General features: G+C 66.9%; 20 protein-coding genes. 17 read left to right on the top strand and 3 right to left on the bottom strand.

Annotated features, from left to right (window positions below; translation table 11 throughout):
• Positions 1–61 precede the first annotated feature (61 nt).
• From M3N53_11465 to M3N53_11490, 6 genes are all read left to right on the top strand, one after another.
• Entirely contained in the window at positions 62–289 is a 228-nt protein-coding gene (locus M3N53_11465; GenBank protein ID MDP9068943.1) for a hypothetical protein, read from the top strand.
• A 26-nt stretch (positions 290–315) separates the two neighbouring features.
• Positions 316–1,581, top strand: a complete 1,266-nt coding sequence (locus tag M3N53_11470; protein ID MDP9068944.1) for a M48 family metallopeptidase — start codon at positions 316–318, stop codon at positions 1,579–1,581.
• A 62-nt stretch (positions 1,582–1,643) separates the two neighbouring features.
• On the top strand, positions 1,644–3,551 hold the full coding sequence (locus M3N53_11475; protein ID MDP9068945.1) for a long-chain fatty acid--CoA ligase: 1,908 nt from the start codon (positions 1,644–1,646) through the stop codon (positions 3,549–3,551).
• 124 nt (positions 3,552–3,675) lie between these two features.
• Positions 3,676–5,073, top strand: a complete 1,398-nt coding sequence (locus M3N53_11480; GenBank protein ID MDP9068946.1) for a hypothetical protein — start codon at positions 3,676–3,678, stop codon at positions 5,071–5,073.
• Positions 5,074–5,236: 163 nt separating this feature from the next.
• On the top strand, positions 5,237–5,977 hold the full coding sequence (panB, locus tag M3N53_11485) for a 3-methyl-2-oxobutanoate hydroxymethyltransferase (protein ID MDP9068947.1): 741 nt from the start codon (positions 5,237–5,239) through the stop codon (positions 5,975–5,977).
• Positions 5,978–6,019: 42 nt separating this feature from the next.
• Entirely contained in the window at positions 6,020–6,721 is a 702-nt protein-coding gene (locus M3N53_11490) for a hypothetical protein (GenBank protein ID MDP9068948.1), read from the top strand.
• On the opposite strand, the gene M3N53_11495 is transcribed toward M3N53_11490, so the two are convergent.
• Positions 6,718–7,569: an isoaspartyl peptidase/L-asparaginase gene (locus tag M3N53_11495; GenBank protein MDP9068949.1), complete on the bottom strand. Its 852-nt coding sequence runs from the start codon at positions 7,567–7,569 to the stop codon at positions 6,718–6,720. The genes M3N53_11490 and M3N53_11495 overlap by 4 nt on opposite strands.
• 23 nt (positions 7,570–7,592) lie before the next feature.
• Between M3N53_11495 and M3N53_11500 the strand changes: the two genes are divergently transcribed.
• The 8 genes from M3N53_11500 (at position 7,593) to M3N53_11535 (ending at position 12,858) form a co-directional block, all read left to right on the top strand.
• Positions 7,593–8,366 (top strand): metallophosphoesterase, encoded by a 774-nt coding sequence (locus M3N53_11500; protein MDP9068950.1) that lies wholly within the window; start codon positions 7,593–7,595, stop codon positions 8,364–8,366.
• Positions 8,367–8,388: 22 nt separating this feature from the next.
• On the top strand, positions 8,389–8,823 hold the full coding sequence (locus M3N53_11505; GenBank protein ID MDP9068951.1) for an SRPBCC family protein: 435 nt from the start codon (positions 8,389–8,391) through the stop codon (positions 8,821–8,823).
• 143 nt (positions 8,824–8,966) lie between these two features.
• Positions 8,967–9,254 carry a hypothetical protein gene (locus tag M3N53_11510; protein MDP9068952.1) on the top strand — a complete coding sequence of 96 codons (288 nt, stop codon included), beginning with the start codon at positions 8,967–8,969 and terminating at the stop codon, positions 9,252–9,254.
• 19 nt (positions 9,255–9,273) lie between these two features.
• Complete coding sequence (locus M3N53_11515) at positions 9,274–10,230, top strand: ROK family protein (GenBank protein MDP9068953.1); 957 nt, start codon at positions 9,274–9,276, stop codon at positions 10,228–10,230.
• Positions 10,230–10,649 (top strand): YkvA family protein, encoded by a 420-nt coding sequence (locus M3N53_11520; protein MDP9068954.1) that lies wholly within the window; start codon positions 10,230–10,232, stop codon positions 10,647–10,649. Before M3N53_11515 ends, M3N53_11520 begins: the two co-directional genes overlap by 1 nt.
• 12 nt (positions 10,650–10,661) lie before the next feature.
• Positions 10,662–11,453, top strand: coding sequence for a hypothetical protein (locus M3N53_11525; GenBank protein ID MDP9068955.1), 792 nt, complete (start codon positions 10,662–10,664; stop codon positions 11,451–11,453).
• The gene (locus M3N53_11530; protein ID MDP9068956.1) at positions 11,450–12,232 is read left to right on the top strand and encodes an LLM class flavin-dependent oxidoreductase; all 783 of its coding nucleotides are present in this window, start codon (positions 11,450–11,452) and stop codon (positions 12,230–12,232) included. Before M3N53_11525 ends, M3N53_11530 begins: the two co-directional genes overlap by 4 nt.
• Positions 12,229–12,858: a histidine phosphatase family protein gene (locus tag M3N53_11535; GenBank protein MDP9068957.1), complete on the top strand. Its 630-nt coding sequence runs from the start codon at positions 12,229–12,231 to the stop codon at positions 12,856–12,858. The genes M3N53_11530 and M3N53_11535 overlap by 4 nt, the downstream gene beginning before the upstream one ends.
• Positions 12,859–12,864: 6 nt before the next feature.
• Here M3N53_11535 and M3N53_11540 read toward each other — a convergent pair whose 3' ends face one another.
• A complete protein-coding gene (locus M3N53_11540) occupies positions 12,865–13,797 on the bottom strand; it encodes a trypsin-like peptidase domain-containing protein (protein ID MDP9068958.1) in 933 nt (310 codons plus the stop codon).
• Positions 13,798–13,857: 60 nt separating this feature from the next.
• Between M3N53_11540 and M3N53_11545 the strand changes: the two genes are divergently transcribed.
• A complete protein-coding gene (locus tag M3N53_11545) occupies positions 13,858–14,358 on the top strand; it encodes a hypothetical protein (GenBank protein MDP9068959.1) in 501 nt (166 codons plus the stop codon).
• A 35-nt stretch (positions 14,359–14,393) separates the two neighbouring features.
• On the top strand, positions 14,394–15,575 hold the full coding sequence (locus M3N53_11550) for an aminotransferase class I/II-fold pyridoxal phosphate-dependent enzyme (protein MDP9068960.1): 1,182 nt from the start codon (positions 14,394–14,396) through the stop codon (positions 15,573–15,575).
• A 19-nt stretch (positions 15,576–15,594) separates the two neighbouring features.
• On the opposite strand, the gene M3N53_11555 is transcribed toward M3N53_11550, so the two are convergent.
• Positions 15,595–16,194 carry a TetR/AcrR family transcriptional regulator gene (locus tag M3N53_11555; protein MDP9068961.1) on the bottom strand — a complete coding sequence of 200 codons (600 nt, stop codon included), beginning with the start codon at positions 16,192–16,194 and terminating at the stop codon, positions 15,595–15,597.
• A gap of 63 nt (positions 16,195–16,257) precedes the next feature.
• Here M3N53_11555 and M3N53_11560 point away from each other — a divergent pair, with 63 nt between their 5' ends.
• Positions 16,258–17,589, top strand: coding sequence for a cyclic 2,3-diphosphoglycerate synthase (locus M3N53_11560; protein ID MDP9068962.1), 1,332 nt, complete (start codon positions 16,258–16,260; stop codon positions 17,587–17,589).
• The last annotated feature ends 1 nt before the right edge of the window (position 17,590 follow it).

Consider the following 17,590-nt stretch of genomic DNA (forward strand, 5'->3'; position numbering starts at 1 on the left):
AAACCTGTCGTACCCCCTCGCTAACTTCGGTTGTACGTCGGCGAGAGAGAGGGGTCCCCCCATGCGGATCGAGTGTTCTGACTGCGAGATGTACCGGTCGCAGCACTGCGACGAGTGTCTGGTCACGGCGTTGCTCCATCCGCCCGATGGCGTGGTCGACATCGACGAGGATCTCGACCCCGGGTTGCGGGCGCTGTCGGGGGCTGGATTGATCCCCATCCTCAGGTTCAGGCCCCGCGCCGCGGCGCCGTCTCCGGAGGAGGACGACCAGGTCGCGGGCGCCGGGTAAGCCTCACACCTGCTTATCCTGCGCGCATGACCACCACGCGCGCTCTTCTCGCGATCTCGGTGCTGTCGCTGCTTGCCGCCGCGGTGGTGGCGCTCGTATCTCGTACTCCCGCGGACGTCCGCCTGGACAGGGCTCCCGCCGACGCCACCGATCCCAGCCACGGCGCGACCTTCACGGAATCTCAGGTCCGCCGCCACGGTGCCTACCGAGAGGCCTCGTACGCGGCGTTCGGGGCCTCGCTCGTCGTAGAGGTAGCGACGCTGTTGCTGCTGGCTCGGGGGCCGCTGCGCTCTGTGCTCGAGGCCGGGCAACGTCTGCCCGGGGGATGGTTCACCCGGACGCTGCTAGCCGCCGCGTTCCTCGCGCTGATGACGTGGGTCGCGCAGATGCCTCTCGCGTACGTGCACGGCTACGTGGTCCAACACGCGTGGGATCTCTCTACCCAGACGGTGGGACCGTGGTTCGTCGACCGCCTGCGATCGCTGCTGGTCGGCGTCGTCGTCGCTCTCGTCGGCGCGACCGCGTTCTTCGCGCTGGTCAGGTGGCAGCCGCGCACCTGGTGGGTGTGGGGTTGGGCCGGCTTCACGCTTCTGACCGCTCTGTTGTTCTTCCTGTATCCGGTCGTGATAGCGCCGTTGTTCAACAGGTTCACTGCTCTGGACGACGCCGCGCTCGAGCGCGACATCAGGTCGCTCGCGGCCGAGGCAGGCGTCGAGGTCGACGATGTGCTGGTGGCCGACGCGAGCCGGCGCTCGACGGTGGAGAACGCGTACGTGGCCGGGCTGGGAGCAACGAAGCAGGTGGTGCTCTACGACACCCTGCTGACGGCGGGCAGTCCCGCGGAGACGCGTTACGTCGTAGCCCACGAGCTGGGTCATCAGGTGGAGAACCACATCTTGAAGAACCTGGTCCTGTCGTCGGTCGGGCTGGCCGTCGGGTTCGGCGCGCTGGGGCTGCTGGCTCGACGTTCCGGGTTATGGCGGTGGGCGGGAGCCGACGGCATCGCCGATCCGGCGGTGCTGCCGCTGCTGCTGGTGTTCGCGACGCTCGCGGGCCTTCTCGTCCTGCCCCTGCAGAACGTCGTGTCCCGCGCCTTCGAGGCGCGGGCGGACCAGATCGCGTTGGACCTGACGGGAGACCCCGACACCGCTATCCGCGTTCACCGCCGGCTCGCCTTCTCGAACATCGCGGACCTGCGGCCGCCCGCGGCGGCGGTCTGGCTCCTGTACTCGCACCCGCCCGTCGCGGACCGGATCGAAGCCGCCGTGGCCGAAAGGGCCCCGGCGCAATAAACTTCTGGCTCCAACACGTCGAAACCGTCGGCGGATATCGATCTGGACAAGGGGGACCTTCTATGGCCCAGACGATCATCGAGAAGTTCCACGAGCGCGTTCGGACGCATCCCGAGAAGGTCGCGTTCCGCTACAAGTCCGGAGGCCAGTGGAAAGACGTCACGTGGCGCGACTACGGCAACACGGTCCAGCAGGTGTCCAAAGGCCTGATGGCGCTGGGCTTCGGCCACGGCGACAAGATCAGCCTGCTTTCGAACAACCGGCCCGAGTGGCACATCACGGACGTGGCGGCGATGTGCCTGGGTGGGGCAACCGCGGCGATCTACGCTACGAACTCGCCGGAGCAGGTCGCATACATCGTGTCGCACTCCGAGTCGAAGGTCGCGTTCGTGGACGGACCCGATCAGCTCGAGAAGGTCTTGAAGATGCGGTCCGAGCTGCCGAACCTTCAGAAGGTCGTGGTGTTCGAGGGCTATCAAGGTGATGCCGACCCCGAGTTCGTCACGGCATGGGACGACTTCCTCCGTTCCGGCAGCGGGATCGAGACCGCGAGGTTCGAAGAGGCGACCGCGAACGTGAAGCCGGAGGACCTGGCGACGTTCGTCTACACATCGGGGACCACCGGGCCTCCGAAGGGCGTCATGCTCACGCACTCCAACATCTGGTTCACCTGCAACATGTCGAACGCCCACATCCCGATCCAAGATGGCGAAGAGGCCCGTGCGCTGTCGTACCTGCCGCTGTCTCACATCGCGGAGCGGATGATCTCGCACATCTACCAGATCTATTACGGCGGCACGACCTGGTTCGCGGAGTCGATCGACACGCTGGTCGCGGACCTGCAGGCGTGCAAGCCCACGTACTTCTTCGGCGTCCCGCGGGTGTGGGAGAAGTTCTACGCCGGTGTCATGGCCGCTCGCGCGGAGCGGGATCAGAAGATCGCCAAGGCCGAGGGCAAGGAGAAGGCGAAGCTCGAGCGCGAGGCCAAGCTCGTGAAGTCGGCCGTCGACGCGGGCATGGCGGTTACGAAAGCCGAGCAAGAGGCGGTCGCCCGCGGCGGCAAGATGGCCGACGCGAAGATCCCGCTGGGCCTGAAGGTGAAGCACGCGGCCCTCGACAAGCTCGTTCTCCACAAGATCCGCGCGAAGTTCGGGCTGGACGAGTGTCAGCTGCCACTCTCCGCGGCTGCTCCGCTCAGCCCCGAGCTGATCTGGTTCTTCCACGCGATCGGGATCAAGATCACCGAGGGTTACGGCCAGAGCGAAGACAACGGCCCGACGACGTGGAACCCGCCCGACGCGATCAAGATCGGGACCGTGGGAACCCCCTTCCCCGGTCTCGAGGTGAAGATCGCGGAAGACGGCGAGATCCTGGTCCGCGGTGGCAACGTCATGAAGGGCTATTACAAGGACGAGAAGGCGACGCGCGAGACGATCGATGAAGACGGGTGGCTGCACTCGGGTGACGTCGGCGAGCTCGACGAGCACAACTTCCTGAAGATCACCGATCGCAAGAAGGACCTCATCATCACCGCCGGCGGCAAGAACATCGCGCCGCAGGAGTTGGAGAACAGGCTCAAGACGAGCCACGCTCTCATCTCGCAGGTCGTCGTCATCGGCGACAAGCGCCCGTTCCTCACCGCGCTGGTGACGCTGGACGAAGAGAAGGCGCCGAGCTGGGGGCAGGAGCACGGCATCGAGGGCGGGATCGCCGAGATCGCGCACCACGACCGCACCGTGAAGGAGATCGAGGGCGCGATCAACCAGCTGAACCAGGGCCTCGCGAAGGTCGAGGGGATCAAGAAGTTCCGCGTACTCGAACGGGACTTCTTGCAGGAGGAAGAAGAGATCACCCCGACGATGAAGGTGAAGCGCAAGAAGATCAACGAGATCTACGGCGAGGTGATCGAGGACATGTACTCGAAGGAGTCGCCCTCGGGCGCGGGAGCGAAAGCGCCGCTCCGCAAGTAGTCACAGCAACGCGAGCTCAGTCGAAGAGCCCACTCCGACCGGGGTGGGCTCTTCTGCGCGTGGAGGAATCCGCGCAGGCCCGCCGAATCCTGACCCAGGACGAAGACGGCTGCGAGGCGATGCCATGCCTCGCTCGATCTGGGAGCGGAGATATATGAAGCGGATCGTCATCCTTGGTGCCTTGTTGGCGCTGGTCGCGGGAGGGCTCCATGTGGTTCCGGCAGCGGCGGCTGCTGAGGGAGACCCAACGGTCGTTCCGGACGTGGTCCAGATCGAGGACCCTCTCAACGACGCGAACTTCTTGAACGACCAGGACCAGGCACCCAACGGTCAAGGGGACATAGTCACCCCGGCCGATGCGGGCAGTGTGAGCGACCTTCTGAAGGTGTGGTTCACGAACACCGCTGAGGAGGTTTCCGCACACATCCTGGTCGAGAGAGTTCCTCCTGCATCCACAACGCTGCTCTACCGGATCTACACGTCTCCCGGCGAGGGGCCCGAGGGTAAGAACTCGAAAGGATGCCTGCGCTTCCTCGCGATCATCGGCGGCAAGACCCAGGGCCAGGACACCTCGACCTACCGCGGCGCGGACTACGGCGCCCTTGACGACATCTGCAACGGAACAGACGAGGTCGTCGGCAAGTTGACGCTGGAGGCCAGCGGCGACAACGGGATCATCACGATCACTGGACCTCGCTCGGCGAGCCCCCTGTTGAAGGATGGCCTTTCGCTCACCCAGCCTTATGCCGTGAGCAAGCTCGTCGCGGGAGCCGAAGGACAGACCTACCTCTCCTCTGCCACGGCGGACAACACCAAGATCGGCACCGACTACGCGCTCCAGGAGAGCGACGCGAGTACGCCCCCTCCCGGGAAGAACCCGACCCCCGGCAAGAAGAAGGGCTGCGACAAGGGCAAGGGCAAGAAGAAGGGCTGTGCCAAGACCCCGAAGACGAAGGCGTGTGCACCTCTGGCGCCAGCGACCGCCGGCGCCGACGCTCCGGCTGTGACCCTCACCGACGAGAACACCGCAGACAAGCCGCTGGTTCAGAAGGTCACGATGGAGCGGAAGTTCGACGAAGGTCTCGCTGGGGACGCGAAGCCGACCAGCGTGAACGTCCAGGTCGACACCAACCTGAAAGAGGTCGGGCTGTACGCGACCCTCGAGTTCCCCGCCCGTCGGGACTATGACCTGTGGGCTTACTTCCCCGGCTCCGACAACAAGGAAGCTGCTTCCTCCCACGGGTTCAACCCGCTTATCGACACGAAGGGCCTGCCTGGCCCGGCCGACCAGTCGAACACCGCCAGCAACCGGGGTGGCGAAACCACGGCAAGCTCAGAAAACCTGGTGGGCATCCTGACCCCAGACTGCGGGGGCTACACCGTGACCGGTTACACCTACCTGGGTGAGGGCGGCGAGCTCGACCTGAAGCTGTGGCTGGGTGAGGTCAAGTACGACCCCGCTAGCGACGCCGAGGAGGGCGCTGTGGGTCGCGCCTACAACTCGATCATGACCCTCCTCTAGAACAACAGCGACAGGACTCCTCCAACAAAGAGCCCCCGGGAACGGGGGCTCTTTCTTTTCGGGCGTATCATCGCGGGCGCTGCGGCTACCTACGAAGGAGGCGACAGTGCCAGTAACCGTTCGCGACATCCGCGCGTACAAAGAGCGCGGCGAGCGCTTCGCGATGCTCACCGCGTACGACGCTCCCTCGGCCCGGCTTCTCGAAGAAGCGGGCATCCCTGTTCTCCTCGTCGGAGACACCCTGGGCGAGGTCGTGCTGGGTCACACCTCGACCGTTCCCGTGACGATGGAGGACATGCTTCACCACACGGCGGCCGTCCGCCGCGGGTCCTCGAACTGCTTCGTCGTCGGCGACATGCCCTTCATGAGCTATCAGGCGTCGATGGAGGAGGGCATCCGCAACGCCGGCCGGTTCCTGAAAGAGGCCGGTGCGAATTCCGTGAAGCTGGAGGGCGGAGGCCGGATGGTCGATCTCGTGGCGCGGCTCACCGAGTCGGGGATCCCGGTGATGGGTCATCTCGGTCTCACGCCTCAATCGGTAAACCAGCTGGGCGGCCACCGGGTCCAGGGCCGAGACGCCGCGGACGCCCTGCGGATCGTGCAGGACGCGAAGGCGCTGGAGTCCGCCGGGGCGTTCGCCCTCGTGCTCGAGGCAGTGCCCGCTGACCTGGCGGCCGAGGTGACGCGGACGTTGACGATCCCGACCATCGGCATCGGCGCCGGACCAGAATGCGACGGCCAGGTCCTCGTGTGGCACGACTTCCTCGGGATCACTACCGGGAAGGCGCCCAAGTTCGTGAAGCGGTACGCGTCCCTGGCCGACGAGATCAAGGGCGCGGCCGCGAGGTTCGCTGAAGAGGTCGCGGCGGGAACCTATCCGGGGCCCGAGCACAGCTACCAGTAAGAGGACCGGCCCGCCGCGGTTGTGTCGGTAGCATCACAACCGATGGCGGAGACGAAGCGGTGCCCGAAGTGCGGCGGGCTGAATCCGGTGACCGCGGAGTGGTGTGGCCAGTGCTTGGACCGTTTCACGCCCAGGCGCGGCCCACTCAGCATGGTTCCGCCGCCTGTGACCGAGCCTGCGATCGCTCCTCCTCCGCCACCAGGTCCCGTTCAGGCCGTGCCTCGTCCGCCCGCCGTGGGCGTGTCGCACGGGGCCTTCACCGTGCGCGAGCACGGCGTGGTGTGGACCTGTTCCCGCTGCGAGACCGAGAACCCGCTCGACTCCCCGGCCTGTTCGGTGTGCGGGACCACGTTCGCGGAGGTCGTGCGTCCGAAGCCGGAGCGGCCTCAGCGCGACCCGGGGATGGCCGCCATGGTGTCGTTGTTCCTGCCCGGAGCCGGCCACGGGTACCTGGGGCTGTGGGGCCAGGCGGTGGCCCGAGCGGTGCTCAGCCTGTGGGTCCTCTTCGTCGTGCTCATCTCACTGCTGCAGCGGGGTCAGGCGGGTTCGGCTCTCATCTCGGTCGTCTTCGGGATCGCCGCGACGGGCTTGTGGGCCGCGGCCGCGCACGACGCTTATCGCGAAGCGCGGGACGAAGCAAGCCAGGTCCTCTTGAAGGGCAAGGTGTTCCTGTATCTCGTGCTGGGCCTGTTGGTCCTGCTGCTCGTGCTCCTGCTGTCGTCTGGGTTGCGAGCCCGCGGCTAGGGGAGGCGGGTGGCGGCTAGCGCGCCCGCCGGACCTCCCACCGCCCACGATCCTCCGCGGTATGCGGCGCCGGCGCGCCCCTCGCGGTCGAGCGCCAGCAATCCGGCGGTCGCCGTCGACCTGCGGCCGACAAGTGTGATGATCTCTTCGCAGGCTTCTTGAGGCGCGGCGCCGCGCTCGATCAAGACGGCGACGCGGACGACGGCCAGCTCCTCTAGGAAGGTCTCACCCACACCGGTTCCGAGAACCGCCGCCTCGGGCGATGCGTACAGCCCCGCGCCGAAGATCGGAGCATCGCCGACCCGTCCGGGAAGCTTCGCGAACACGCCGCCGGTGGACGAACCCGCGGCCAGCCGTCCCTCGTCGTCCAGCGCCACTGCGCCGACGGTGTCGACGTGCTCGGGTGATCCGTAAGCCTCGGGCGTCAGCGAGCCTGCGCGTCGCGCCTCCTCCCACCGCTGCCTCTCCTCGGGTGAGGTGTCCGGCAGCTGCTCCATGTCCCGCCCGAGCGTCACGGCGCCGTTACCCGTCACCAGCACGTGCGGCGTTCTTTCCATCACCCGGCGAGCGAGCGAGATGGGATGGCGCACCCGGACGTTCGCCACACCGCCGACGCGACCGGTCGCCCCACAGGCCAGCCCCGCGTCCATCTCGAGGATCCCTTCACTGTTCAGCACCGAGCCGTACCCGGCGTTGAAGCGCGGATCGTCCTCGAGTGCTCGGACCGCCAGCTCGACCGCGTCGAGGCGGTCGGTTGCGCCCGCGCCCGCGGCTACGAAAGCGTCGAGACAGATCGTCTCGGGTTTCGCGATGCCGGACACGCCGCCGTGCACATAGACGATCGTCACGGGCGACAACTTACGATGCGGCAATGTCGATCTATGTGGTGTCCGACCTCCACGGCGCCGTCGATGCGCTCCGCAAGGCCGTGCCGGAGGGGTCGACCTTGCTGCTGCTCGGCGACCTGGTGAACTTCCTCGACTACATCTCGATGACCGGCATCCTGACGGAGGTGTTTCCGATCGAGGCCGTGCAGCGGGTCGTCGATCTGCGCACGGCAGGCGAGGTCGAGGAGGCCCGCCGCGTCATGAGGGAGCGCTCCGCCGGGCGCGAGGACGAGGTGCGTGCGGAGATCGGCCGACGCGTCGAAGCGCAGTACCGGGCGGTCTTCGAGGCGCTGGTGGATCCCACGTACCTGATCCTCGGCAACGTCGACAATCCCGCGCTCGCGGGCTCCCTGGCGGCGGTGTCACCCGGCGTCCACCTGGTCGACGGCGAGGTGGTCGCGCTCGAGGGAGAGCGGTTCGGGTTCGTCGGAGGAGCGCTTCCGACGCCTCTGCACGTTGCAGGGGAGGTGTCGGAGGAAGATATGGCGGCCGCGATAGAGCGTCTCGGTGACGTGGATGTCCTGTGCTCGCACATACCTCCGTCTATCCCGGAGCTCTGCTACGACACGGTCGCCGGCAAGCACGAGCGGGGGAGCGAGGGACTGCTGCGCTATATCGAAGACGTGCAGCCACGGCGCGCGTACTTCGGGCACGTTCATCAGCCTCTGGTGTCCGCGTTGCATGTCGGGCGCACGCTGTGTATCAACGTCGGCTACTTCCGCTCGACACAGCGCGCCTGGCGCCACGCCTGCGACTGAGCTACAGAGAGGAGGAGGAACCGTGGCAGAGACCGTGAAGGACTCGATCGACATCGACGCGACGGCCGAAGAGATCTTCGAGGTCGCGACCGACTTCGAAGCGTATCCGGACTGGAACCCGAACATCAAGAAAGTGGAGATAAGGAAAACGGACTCGAAGGGTCGCGCGACGGAGGTGTGGTTCGAGGTCGACGCGAAGGTCAAGAAGGTGCAATACACGCTGAAGTACAGCTACACAGGAGCCCCGAAGAAGTTCTCGTGGAAGCTCATGGATGGCGACGTGAAAGAGCTGAGCGGGTCGTATGAGTTCGACGAGTTCGAAGACGTGACCGACGTGAGCTACGAGACGTCGATCGACCCGGGCTTCAAGATCCCGAGCATGTTGAAGCGTCAGGGAGAGAGGCAGCTGGTGAGGGCCGCGCTGCACGACCTCAAGAAGCGCGTCGAGTCCCGCTAGCTCGTGCGCATCGTTCTCTTCACCGGGAAAGGCGGCGTCGGCAAGATGGCTATCATGCTGCGAAGTCGCTCGCGAGCAGGAACATGGACGCCGCGCAGCTTGACCGATCGGTTGTGGATTCCCTTCACGAGAGGTCCAGAGAGATGACCGATGAAGCACGCGCCGCGCGCTACAGTGACCTGTTCGGGCCGAATCACGACCCCGGCGAAAACAACTGTGCCTACTGCCCGATCTGCGCAACCGTCGGACTTCTTCGCAACACCAAACCCGAGGTCCTGGAGCATCTCGCCGCCGCCGCGCGAGAGTTCATCGCCGCCGCGTCGATACTGCTTGACGAGGCGAGTGAGGTGGTCGCCGCCGCGGAGGAGGCGGCCAAGGCCCGTTCGCCCCGTGGCGCGGATGCGAACGTTCGCCGCATAGACATCTCCTAACGCCCTTATCCTGAGCCGCATGAGCATCGTCATCGGGATCGACGTCGGCGGCACCACGACGAAAGGCGCCCTGGTCGACGGAAGCGGCCGCGTGTCCGAGCGGGTCGAGTGGCCGACGGAAGATCGCGCTGCGACCAAGAGCATCATCCGGGTTGCCGAGTCACTCTCGTCGCGCGCACTCGAGCTCGGGGAAGGCGTAGCCGGCCTAGGGGTGGGAGCCGCGGGTTTCATCGACCACGCCGCAGGGTGCGTGACGTTCTCGCCGAACCTCGTCTATGACGATCCGCACATCCGGAGCGCGGTGCAGACGAGGGTGGAGGTTCCTGTCTTCGTAGACAACGATGCGAACGCGGCTGCGTGGGGCGAGCGCGCCTTCGGAGCTGCGCACGGGCTGGACCACGTCGCACTGTTGACGCTGGGCACGGGCATCGGCAGCGGATTCATCGTCGACGGGCGTCTGATCCGGGGTTCGACCGGTGCGGGAGCCGAATTCGGCCACACCGTCGTCGACCCGTCGGGCCCGCGGTGTCCATGCGGGCTCCGGGGGTGTCTCGAGCAACTGGCTTCTGGCGGCGCCATCGGTCGTATGGGGCGGGAGGCTGCGTTGCAAGATCCCGATACGAAGATGATCGACCTCGCCGGCTCTGCCGAAGAGATCGAGGGCGAGCACGTTGCCGCCGCCGCTTCGGTTCATGACGAGGCCGCCGTGCGCGTGCTGCGTCGCGCTGGTCGCGCCCTCGCGGTGGGTCTTTCGAACATCGTGAACATCTTCGACCCACAGATCATCGTCCTCGGCGGGAGCGCCGTCTCCGCGGGCGAGCCTTACCTTGGTGCGGCGCGCGACGGCTTGGCAGAGATGATGAGCGCGCAGCGCCGCCGCCCGGTACGGCTGGACGTGGCGGGGCTGGGCAACGACGCCGGCATCGTCGGTGCGGCTGCTCTCGCTTTGGCGGGGCTGACAGAGGAGGAGACCTGATGACCGATGACACCAGCGGAACCGACCTGGCGACCACGACTCCCGCGTCGGCAGCGAGTCCGGCGGCTCCAACCGACCTGAAGGAGTACCTGCTTCTGCTTCCGCGGTTGCTGAAGCTCGTGTGGCGCCTGGCGCGCGATCCCCGCGTTCCCGCGCGTACGAAGGCCACGCTGTTCCTGCTAGGCGGTTATCTGTGGTCTCCGATCGAGATGATCCCGGACTTCATCCCCGGGATCGGGCAGCTCGACGACATCGCGGTCCTCGCGTTCGTCCTCGATCAGATGCTCAACCGTCTCCCGGAGGAGATAGTGCGCGAGCACTGGGACGGCGACGAGGACATCCTTCAGGTGGTCAAGGAGATCCTCGACATCGCCACCGCGTTCGTCCCGGGGTGGTTGAGGAACCGTTTCGGCAGCTAGACGCCCAGCCGGATGACGGGTGCGGGGGCCGTGCTGGCCCTGGTTCTGATCGAGTGGGCCGCGGGCTGGGCCGCGATCGCGGCGTGGAGCCAGTCCTGGCACGTCGTCAGGCGCGGCCACTTCCGCATCACGGGGTGGATCGTCGCCATCCTCGGCGGGATGGCGTTGGTGGCGAACCGTGACGCCGTGGCTCAGCTAGCGGATGCCGGGTCACAGCCGGCCCTCGTCGCCGGCATGGCAGCGGTAGCGGGTGGGTTCGCGGTCGCTCAATACCTGCGCCACGATGCCGCGGGCGTCGCCGCGGGCGCGGTCGCTGGGGTGTTGGGGGCGGCGGCCCTCATCGTCTCGGCGGGATACATACGCGGTTGGTCGGATGCGCTGGCGGCAACCGGGCTGATCTCGGGCGCGCTGTTGCTGGGCGCCGTGACGAACGGGATGATGCTGGGTCACTGGTACCTGAACCAGCCCGGCCTGAAGACCTGGGCGCTCGGCCGGTTGACCAATCTCTGCATCGCCGCGGTCGTGCTGTCTGCGCTGTCGGGAGTCGCCGCCTACCGCGAGCTTGCCGGGGCGTCCACCGAGGGCGCGGTATTGGGGATACCCGGGTTCGGCGAGTCCTTCTCGATCGTCTTCTTCGCTGTATGGCTGTCGATGCTCGCCCTGACGGGGGCGGTCGCGTGGGGAGCACGGCGGTGCGTCACCATCCGCTCGATCCAGTCCGCGACCGGACTTTTCTACGTCGCCATCCTCACGGCGGGGGTTTCGGAGTTCTTGCTCCGTTACCTGATGGTGAACGCGGCGTGACCGACGTGCTGGTGGGCGTCACGCTGCCGCAGTTCACCGACGATCGCGCCCGCTTCGCGGACGGTGCGCAGCGTGCGGAGGCACTCGGGTTCGATTCGATCTGGCTGTTCGATCACCTCTGGCCGCTGTCGGGCAACAAGGACCGTCCGATCCTGGAAGCGTGGACGTCGCTCGCGTGGATAGCCGAGGCGACGGAGCGCGTGGCCATCGGAACGCTCGTGACGCGCTCGTCTCTCAGGAACCCCGCCCTTCTGGTCCACATGGCAAAGACCGTGGCTGCCATAGCGCCGCGCCGACTGATCATCGGGATCGGCAGCGGCGACCACATGAGCCGCGCCGAGAACGAGGCGTTCGGCATCCCGTACTGGGCCGGGGCGGATCGCCTGGCTCAGTTCGAAGAGGTCCTGGCTCTCCTGCGAACCGAGCTAGCGGCATCCGGCGTCCAGCTCTGGGTTGCGGGGCGTTCCGATGACGCTTTAGACCTCGCGGCGCGCTACGGCGACGCCTGGAATGGGTGGGGAGGCAATCCCGACTCGTTCGCTCGCGATGCGACCACGGTGGTGTCGTACGCGGGCGAGCGGCCGGTGGAGCTCACCTGGGGCGGGGTTATGAAGGAGCAGACCCCCGAAGCCGCCGCCGAGGAGCTGTCGGGTTTCGTCCGGGCCGGCGCCAGGCATCTCGTCTGTACCTACGCTCGGGCGTGGCGGTCCGGGGTCTACGAGACGCTGGCGGAAGAGATCCGGCCGCGGATACACCGCGACCAGCGGAGCGTTTCATGACGCGCGTGTTCCTGGTCCGTCATGGCGCGACCGAGTGGAACGCCGAAAAGCGTGCCCAGGGACAAGCCGACGTCCCGCTGAACGACAAGGGACGGCTGCAGGCGCTGGATGCGGCGAAGCAACTGAGCGGCTTCGGCGTCCGGGCTGTGTACACGAGCGATCTGCAGCGCGCAGTGGACACCGCCAAGCCGATCGCCGACGTCATCGGGTTGGCCGTGGTGACCGACCCCGCCTTCCGCGAGATCGATCAAGGCGACTGGACAGGGTTGTCCGTCGATGAGATCGCGCGAAGGTGGCCGCGGTTGTGGGGGACCGCCCGCCACTACAGCGCGCGCCCGGGCGGCGAGTCGCCGGATCAGGTGCGATCGCGGGCTATGGGTGGACTGGAGAAGGCGGTCCGCGCGAACCCGGACGGCCCCATCGTCGTCGTGAGCCACGGAGGGACGATCAGGTGGATGTGCGCGGAAGCCCTGGGCTACGACGACCGGAGCTCCGCTCGGCTGCGCGGCGTCGGCAACGGCGGCATCGTATCGATGAACGCCGAGATGCGAGATGGGAAGCTGGCCGTGTGGGGACTGGAGCGCCTGGACGGCGCGACGCCCGACCTAGACGACCCGAACGACTGAGCCTCGCTAAACCTTCAGCTCCTCCGGGGTTGCCCCTACCGAGAGAACGCGTCCATCCCTGAAGATGCGCAGCTCCACGGGGCGCCCGATCGCGGTGTCGATCATCCGGCGTTGCAGGTCCGCGGCATCCTCGACCGCAGACCCGTCGAGGTCGAGGATGAGGTCGCCCGGGCGTAGCCCGGCTCGTTCTGCCGGACTGTCCGGAACGATCTCGACCAGCTCGATGCCGTGGCTCCTCCCTGTCGCGGTCGCGACGCGCGGCGGCAACGGTCGATGCCCTCCGGCGATCCCGAGGTAGGCGCGGCGGAAGCGGCCCTCCTGCATGAGCGCTCCGACGATCCTGCGGGTCACTTCGTTGATGGGCACCGCAAGGCCCAGGCCGTTTCCTGCCACCGCCGTGTTGATACCGACCACCCGCGCGGCTCCGTCGGCCAGTGCTCCTCCCGAGTTCCCGGGATTCAACGCCGCATCGGTCTGGATGACGTTCTCCACGACCCGGCTGGCGCTGCTCGCGCGGGTGGGGAAGGAGCGGCCAAGCGCGCTGACGACGCCCGCGGTCACCGAGCCCGACAGGCCCATCGGGTTCCCGAGCGCAACGACGAGCTGACCGACCACCAGGTCGCTCGCATCGCCGAGAGGCGCGGACTCGAGGTCGCGGGCCACGGTGCGGATCACGGCCAGGTCGGACAGTGGATCGACCCCGACCACGTCGAAAGGCGTCTCCATCCCGTCCCAGAACGTGGCGGACCCATGCTCGGTCCCGGCGACCACGTGGGCGGAAGTGAGGAGGAAGCCGTCGGAAGCGACGGCGACCGCGGACCCGCTACCGGATGCGGGGCCGCGCCGGGTGTGGTGAAAAACGGCCAGGCTTGCGACCGCCGGCCCCAGACGCCGGGCGACGGCAACCACCGTTTGCGAGTACGCGTCCAGAGCCTCCACCGCGCCTCCTCCCGCTGCTTGTAATAGTGTAAGCAAACTTACAGGACAAGGGGGGCCCTGATGGAGGAGATAGCGGGGTGGTTCGCGGGCCGCCTGCCGGAGGACTGGTTCGAGGGCGCGCCCACAGTCGAGGTCGATCGCGAGGAGATCCTGGTGGTGGGGGCGCTAGCGGACGTGGATCTGGGCCCGGATGCTTCGGCGGACGCGGCTCGCGCCGCCCGCGCCGCGCGGATCAAGCGCTTCCGCGAGGAAACGAGAGCCGATCGCATGGCCATTGCGGACGAGGCGCAAGCGCGGTACCGCCGGAAGGTGTCTTGGGGAGCGCGTTGCGGCGACGTGGAGCGGCACTTCACCGCGTTGGCGCTCCCAGTGATGACGCGTCTGAGGAAGCGCGAGCGCGCGGTACTCGACACGCTCGTCGAGGCCGGCGTGGCGCGCAGTCGTAGTCATGCCCTCGCCTGGTGCGTCCGGCTGGTGGGCGACAACCAGGCCGAGTGGATCGAGCGACTTCGTGGAGCCTTGACGGAGGTCGAGAAGGTCCGGGCGCAAGGGCCGCGCTGACCGATCCACCTCGGTGCCCCTTGTAGGTTCTCGGGATGGACTTCAGGCGCATCGACCGATTCCCGCCGTACGTCTTCTCGATCGTGAACGACCTGAAGATGCGCGCCCGGCGCAACGGCGAGGACGTGATCGACCTCGGCATGGGCAACCCCGACATCCCCACACCGGACGCGGTCGTCGACAAGCTGAAGGAGGCGTCGGAGAACCCGCGCAACCATCGCTACTCCGCGTCTAAGGGGATCCCGAAGCTTCGGCGGGCCATCTGCGACCACTACGAACGGTCCTGGGGGGTCGACCTGGATCCTGAGACGGAGGCGGTCGCCACGATCGGTGCCAAGGAAGGGCTCTCCCACCTGGCCTGGGTCCTGCTGGAGCCGGGGGACTCGGTGATGGTTCCGGAGCCGACGTATCCGATCCACACCTACTCGATGATCCTCTCCGGCGCGAACGTGATGAGCGTCCCGCTTTCGTTCGGCTCCGACTTCTTCTCGGACATGGTTGCGGCGTATGAGCGGTCGCAGCCGAAGCCCAGGGTGCTGCTTTGTTCGTTCCCGCACAACCCGACCACTGCGGTCGTAGATCTCGATTTCTTCGCGCAGCTCGTGGAGTTTGCGAAACAGCGGCAGATGGTGATCGTTCACGACCTCGCGTACGCCGATCTCGTGTTCGGGGAAGAGCGCGCGCCGTCGCTGCTCCAGGTCCCGGGGGCGAAGGACGTCGGGATCGAGTTCTTCTCGATGTCCAAGTCGTATTCGATGGCGGGATGGCGCCTCGCTTTCGCGGTGGGCAACGCCGAGCTTGTCGGCGCGCTCACGAAGTTGAAGTCCTATCTTGACTACGGGGTGTTCCAGCCGATCCAGATCGCCGGGATCATCGCCTTGAACGAGTGCACCGAGGTGCCGAAGCAGATCCGCGAGATCTACCTCAGCCGACGCGACGCCCTGTGTGACGGGTTGGACCGCATCGGCTGGTCGATGATGAGGCCCCCCGCGACGATGTTCGCGTGGGCGGAGATCCCGGAGCCGTTCCGCGCGATGGGCTCCCTCGAGTTCTCGAAGTACCTCGTGCGCGAGGCGAGGGTGGCCGTGTCGCCCGGCGTCGGGTTCGGGCAGTTGGGTGACAACTACGTCCGCTTCGCCCTGGTCGAGAACGAGCAGCGCATCCGCCAAGCCGTCCGAGGGATCCGCAGAGCCCTAGAGCAAGGGCCCCCCAGCTAGCGCTCCTGGACTCCGCGAGCTAGCGCTCGCGCAGACCCGCCAGGCAGAAGTCGGCGGCCTCCGCGGCGAGCTCGGGACGGTCTCCCGACGTCTCGGGGTAGGTGCCGAAGTAGACCTCGACGAAGTGGAAGATCGCGCCGAGGATCCCGTGCGCCATCAGCTCCGGGTCTCCCTGCCTGATCGAGCCCGTTGCCATGCCCTCTTTGATGTGGACGGCGGTGTCGGCGGCGATGATCTGCTGACCCTTTTCGACGAAGCCGGCGAACTCGTCGTAGCGGGCGGCCGTGCGGATGAGGCTCAAGAATCCGGGCTTGCTGCGGAAGAACTCGATGGAGGCTTTGATGCCGGCCTCGAGCCGTTGAACGGGATCGTCGATTCCCTCGATCACCGATTGCTGCGCGCGTCGTAGCTGCAGCAACGAGCTCTGCAGGAGCTCCGAGAACAAGGCCTCTTTGGACGGGAAGTACCAGTAAAAGACGCCCTTGCCGACGCCGACCTCGTCGCAGATGTCGCCCACCGCCGCACCGTGGTAGCCCTGCTCTGCGAAGAGACGGGCGGCGGCCTCGAGGACCTGCTCGCGCCTCTGGGAACCCCGTTTCGTGAGCCTCCGCTGCGTCATCGGCGGAAAGATTAGCCGCTCCCTCGGACGACGACGGCGTCGGTTGTACGCTGCCGCCCGGCGATGGTGGAAGTGTCGAGCAGGCGACGCGTCGTGATCGTGGGAGCCGCAGGTCGCGACTTCCACAACTTCAACGTTCGCTATCGCGAGGACCCGTTGGTCGACGTCGTGGCGTTCACCGCCACCCAGATCCCCGGGATCGAGAACCGTACGTATCCGGCCGCGATCGCTGGGCCGCTGTACCCGCAGGGGATCCCGATCCGTCCCGAGGACGACCTCGAGCAGATCGTGCACGGGCAACACGTGGACGAGGTCGTCTTCTCCTACTCAGATGTGTCGCACGAGACGGTCATGCACCTTGCATCGCGCGCTCTCGCTGCGGGGGCAGACTTCACGCTACTGGGGCCCCGCTCCACGATGGTGGGCGCGACCGTTCCCGTCGTTGCCATCGCGGCCGTCCGCACGGGGTCTGGGAAGTCGCAGACGACCCGCGCGGTCTCGCGCATCTTGAAAGGGGCGGGCAAGAGGGTGGCGGTGGTTCGGCATCCCATGCCCTACGGCCGGCTCGAGGAGCAGGTCGCGCAGCGGTTCGAGAGCTACGAGGACCTGCTCGCGGCGGACTGCACCATCGAGGAGCGTGAGGAGTATGAGCCCCATCTCGCGCAGGGCTCGATCGTCTACGCGGGGATCGACTACGCGGAGATCTTGAGACGCGCGCAGCAAGAGGTCGACATCGTGGTCTGGGACGGCGGCAACAACGACCTCCCGTTCTTCGCCCCGGACGTTCACATCACTGTTGCAGACCCGCTGCGCGTCGGTCACGAGACCACCTACCACCCGGGCGAGACGAACCTCCGGATGGCGGATGTGGTGGTCATCAACAAGGTGGACTCGGCGAAGCTGGAGGACCTCGAGCGTCTACGCGCCACGATCGAAGCGGTGAACCCGGGCGCTCACGTCGTCGAGGCGCAGTCGCCGATCACGCTGGACGAGGACACGAGCCTCAAGGGGAAGAAGGTTCTCGTCGTCGAGGACGGCCCCACACTCACGCACGGTGAGATGACCTACGGAGCCGGAGTGGTCGCGGCCAAGCGCGCGGGGGCCGCATCGTTGGTCGACGCGAAGCCGTGGGCCAGCGGGACGATCAAAGACGTTTACGCGAAGTACCCGCACATCGGGACCTTGCTGCCCGCCATGGGGTACTCCGACCGGCAGCGCAAGGACCTGTCGGACACGATCAATGCGTCTGACGCAGACGTGGTCGTTGTGGCAACGCCGATAGACCTACGCAAGGTGTGCGACATCCGCAAACCCGCGGTGCGCGCGACCTACGAGCTAGAGGAGATCTCGACGCCGACGCTCAAGGACATCCTCACGAAGCGCCTGAGCCTCTAGC

The sequence above is a fragment of the Actinomycetota bacterium genome (genome assembly GCA_030776625.1).
GTDB lineage: Bacteria > Actinomycetota > CADDZG01 > CADDZG01 > WHSQ01 > MB1-2.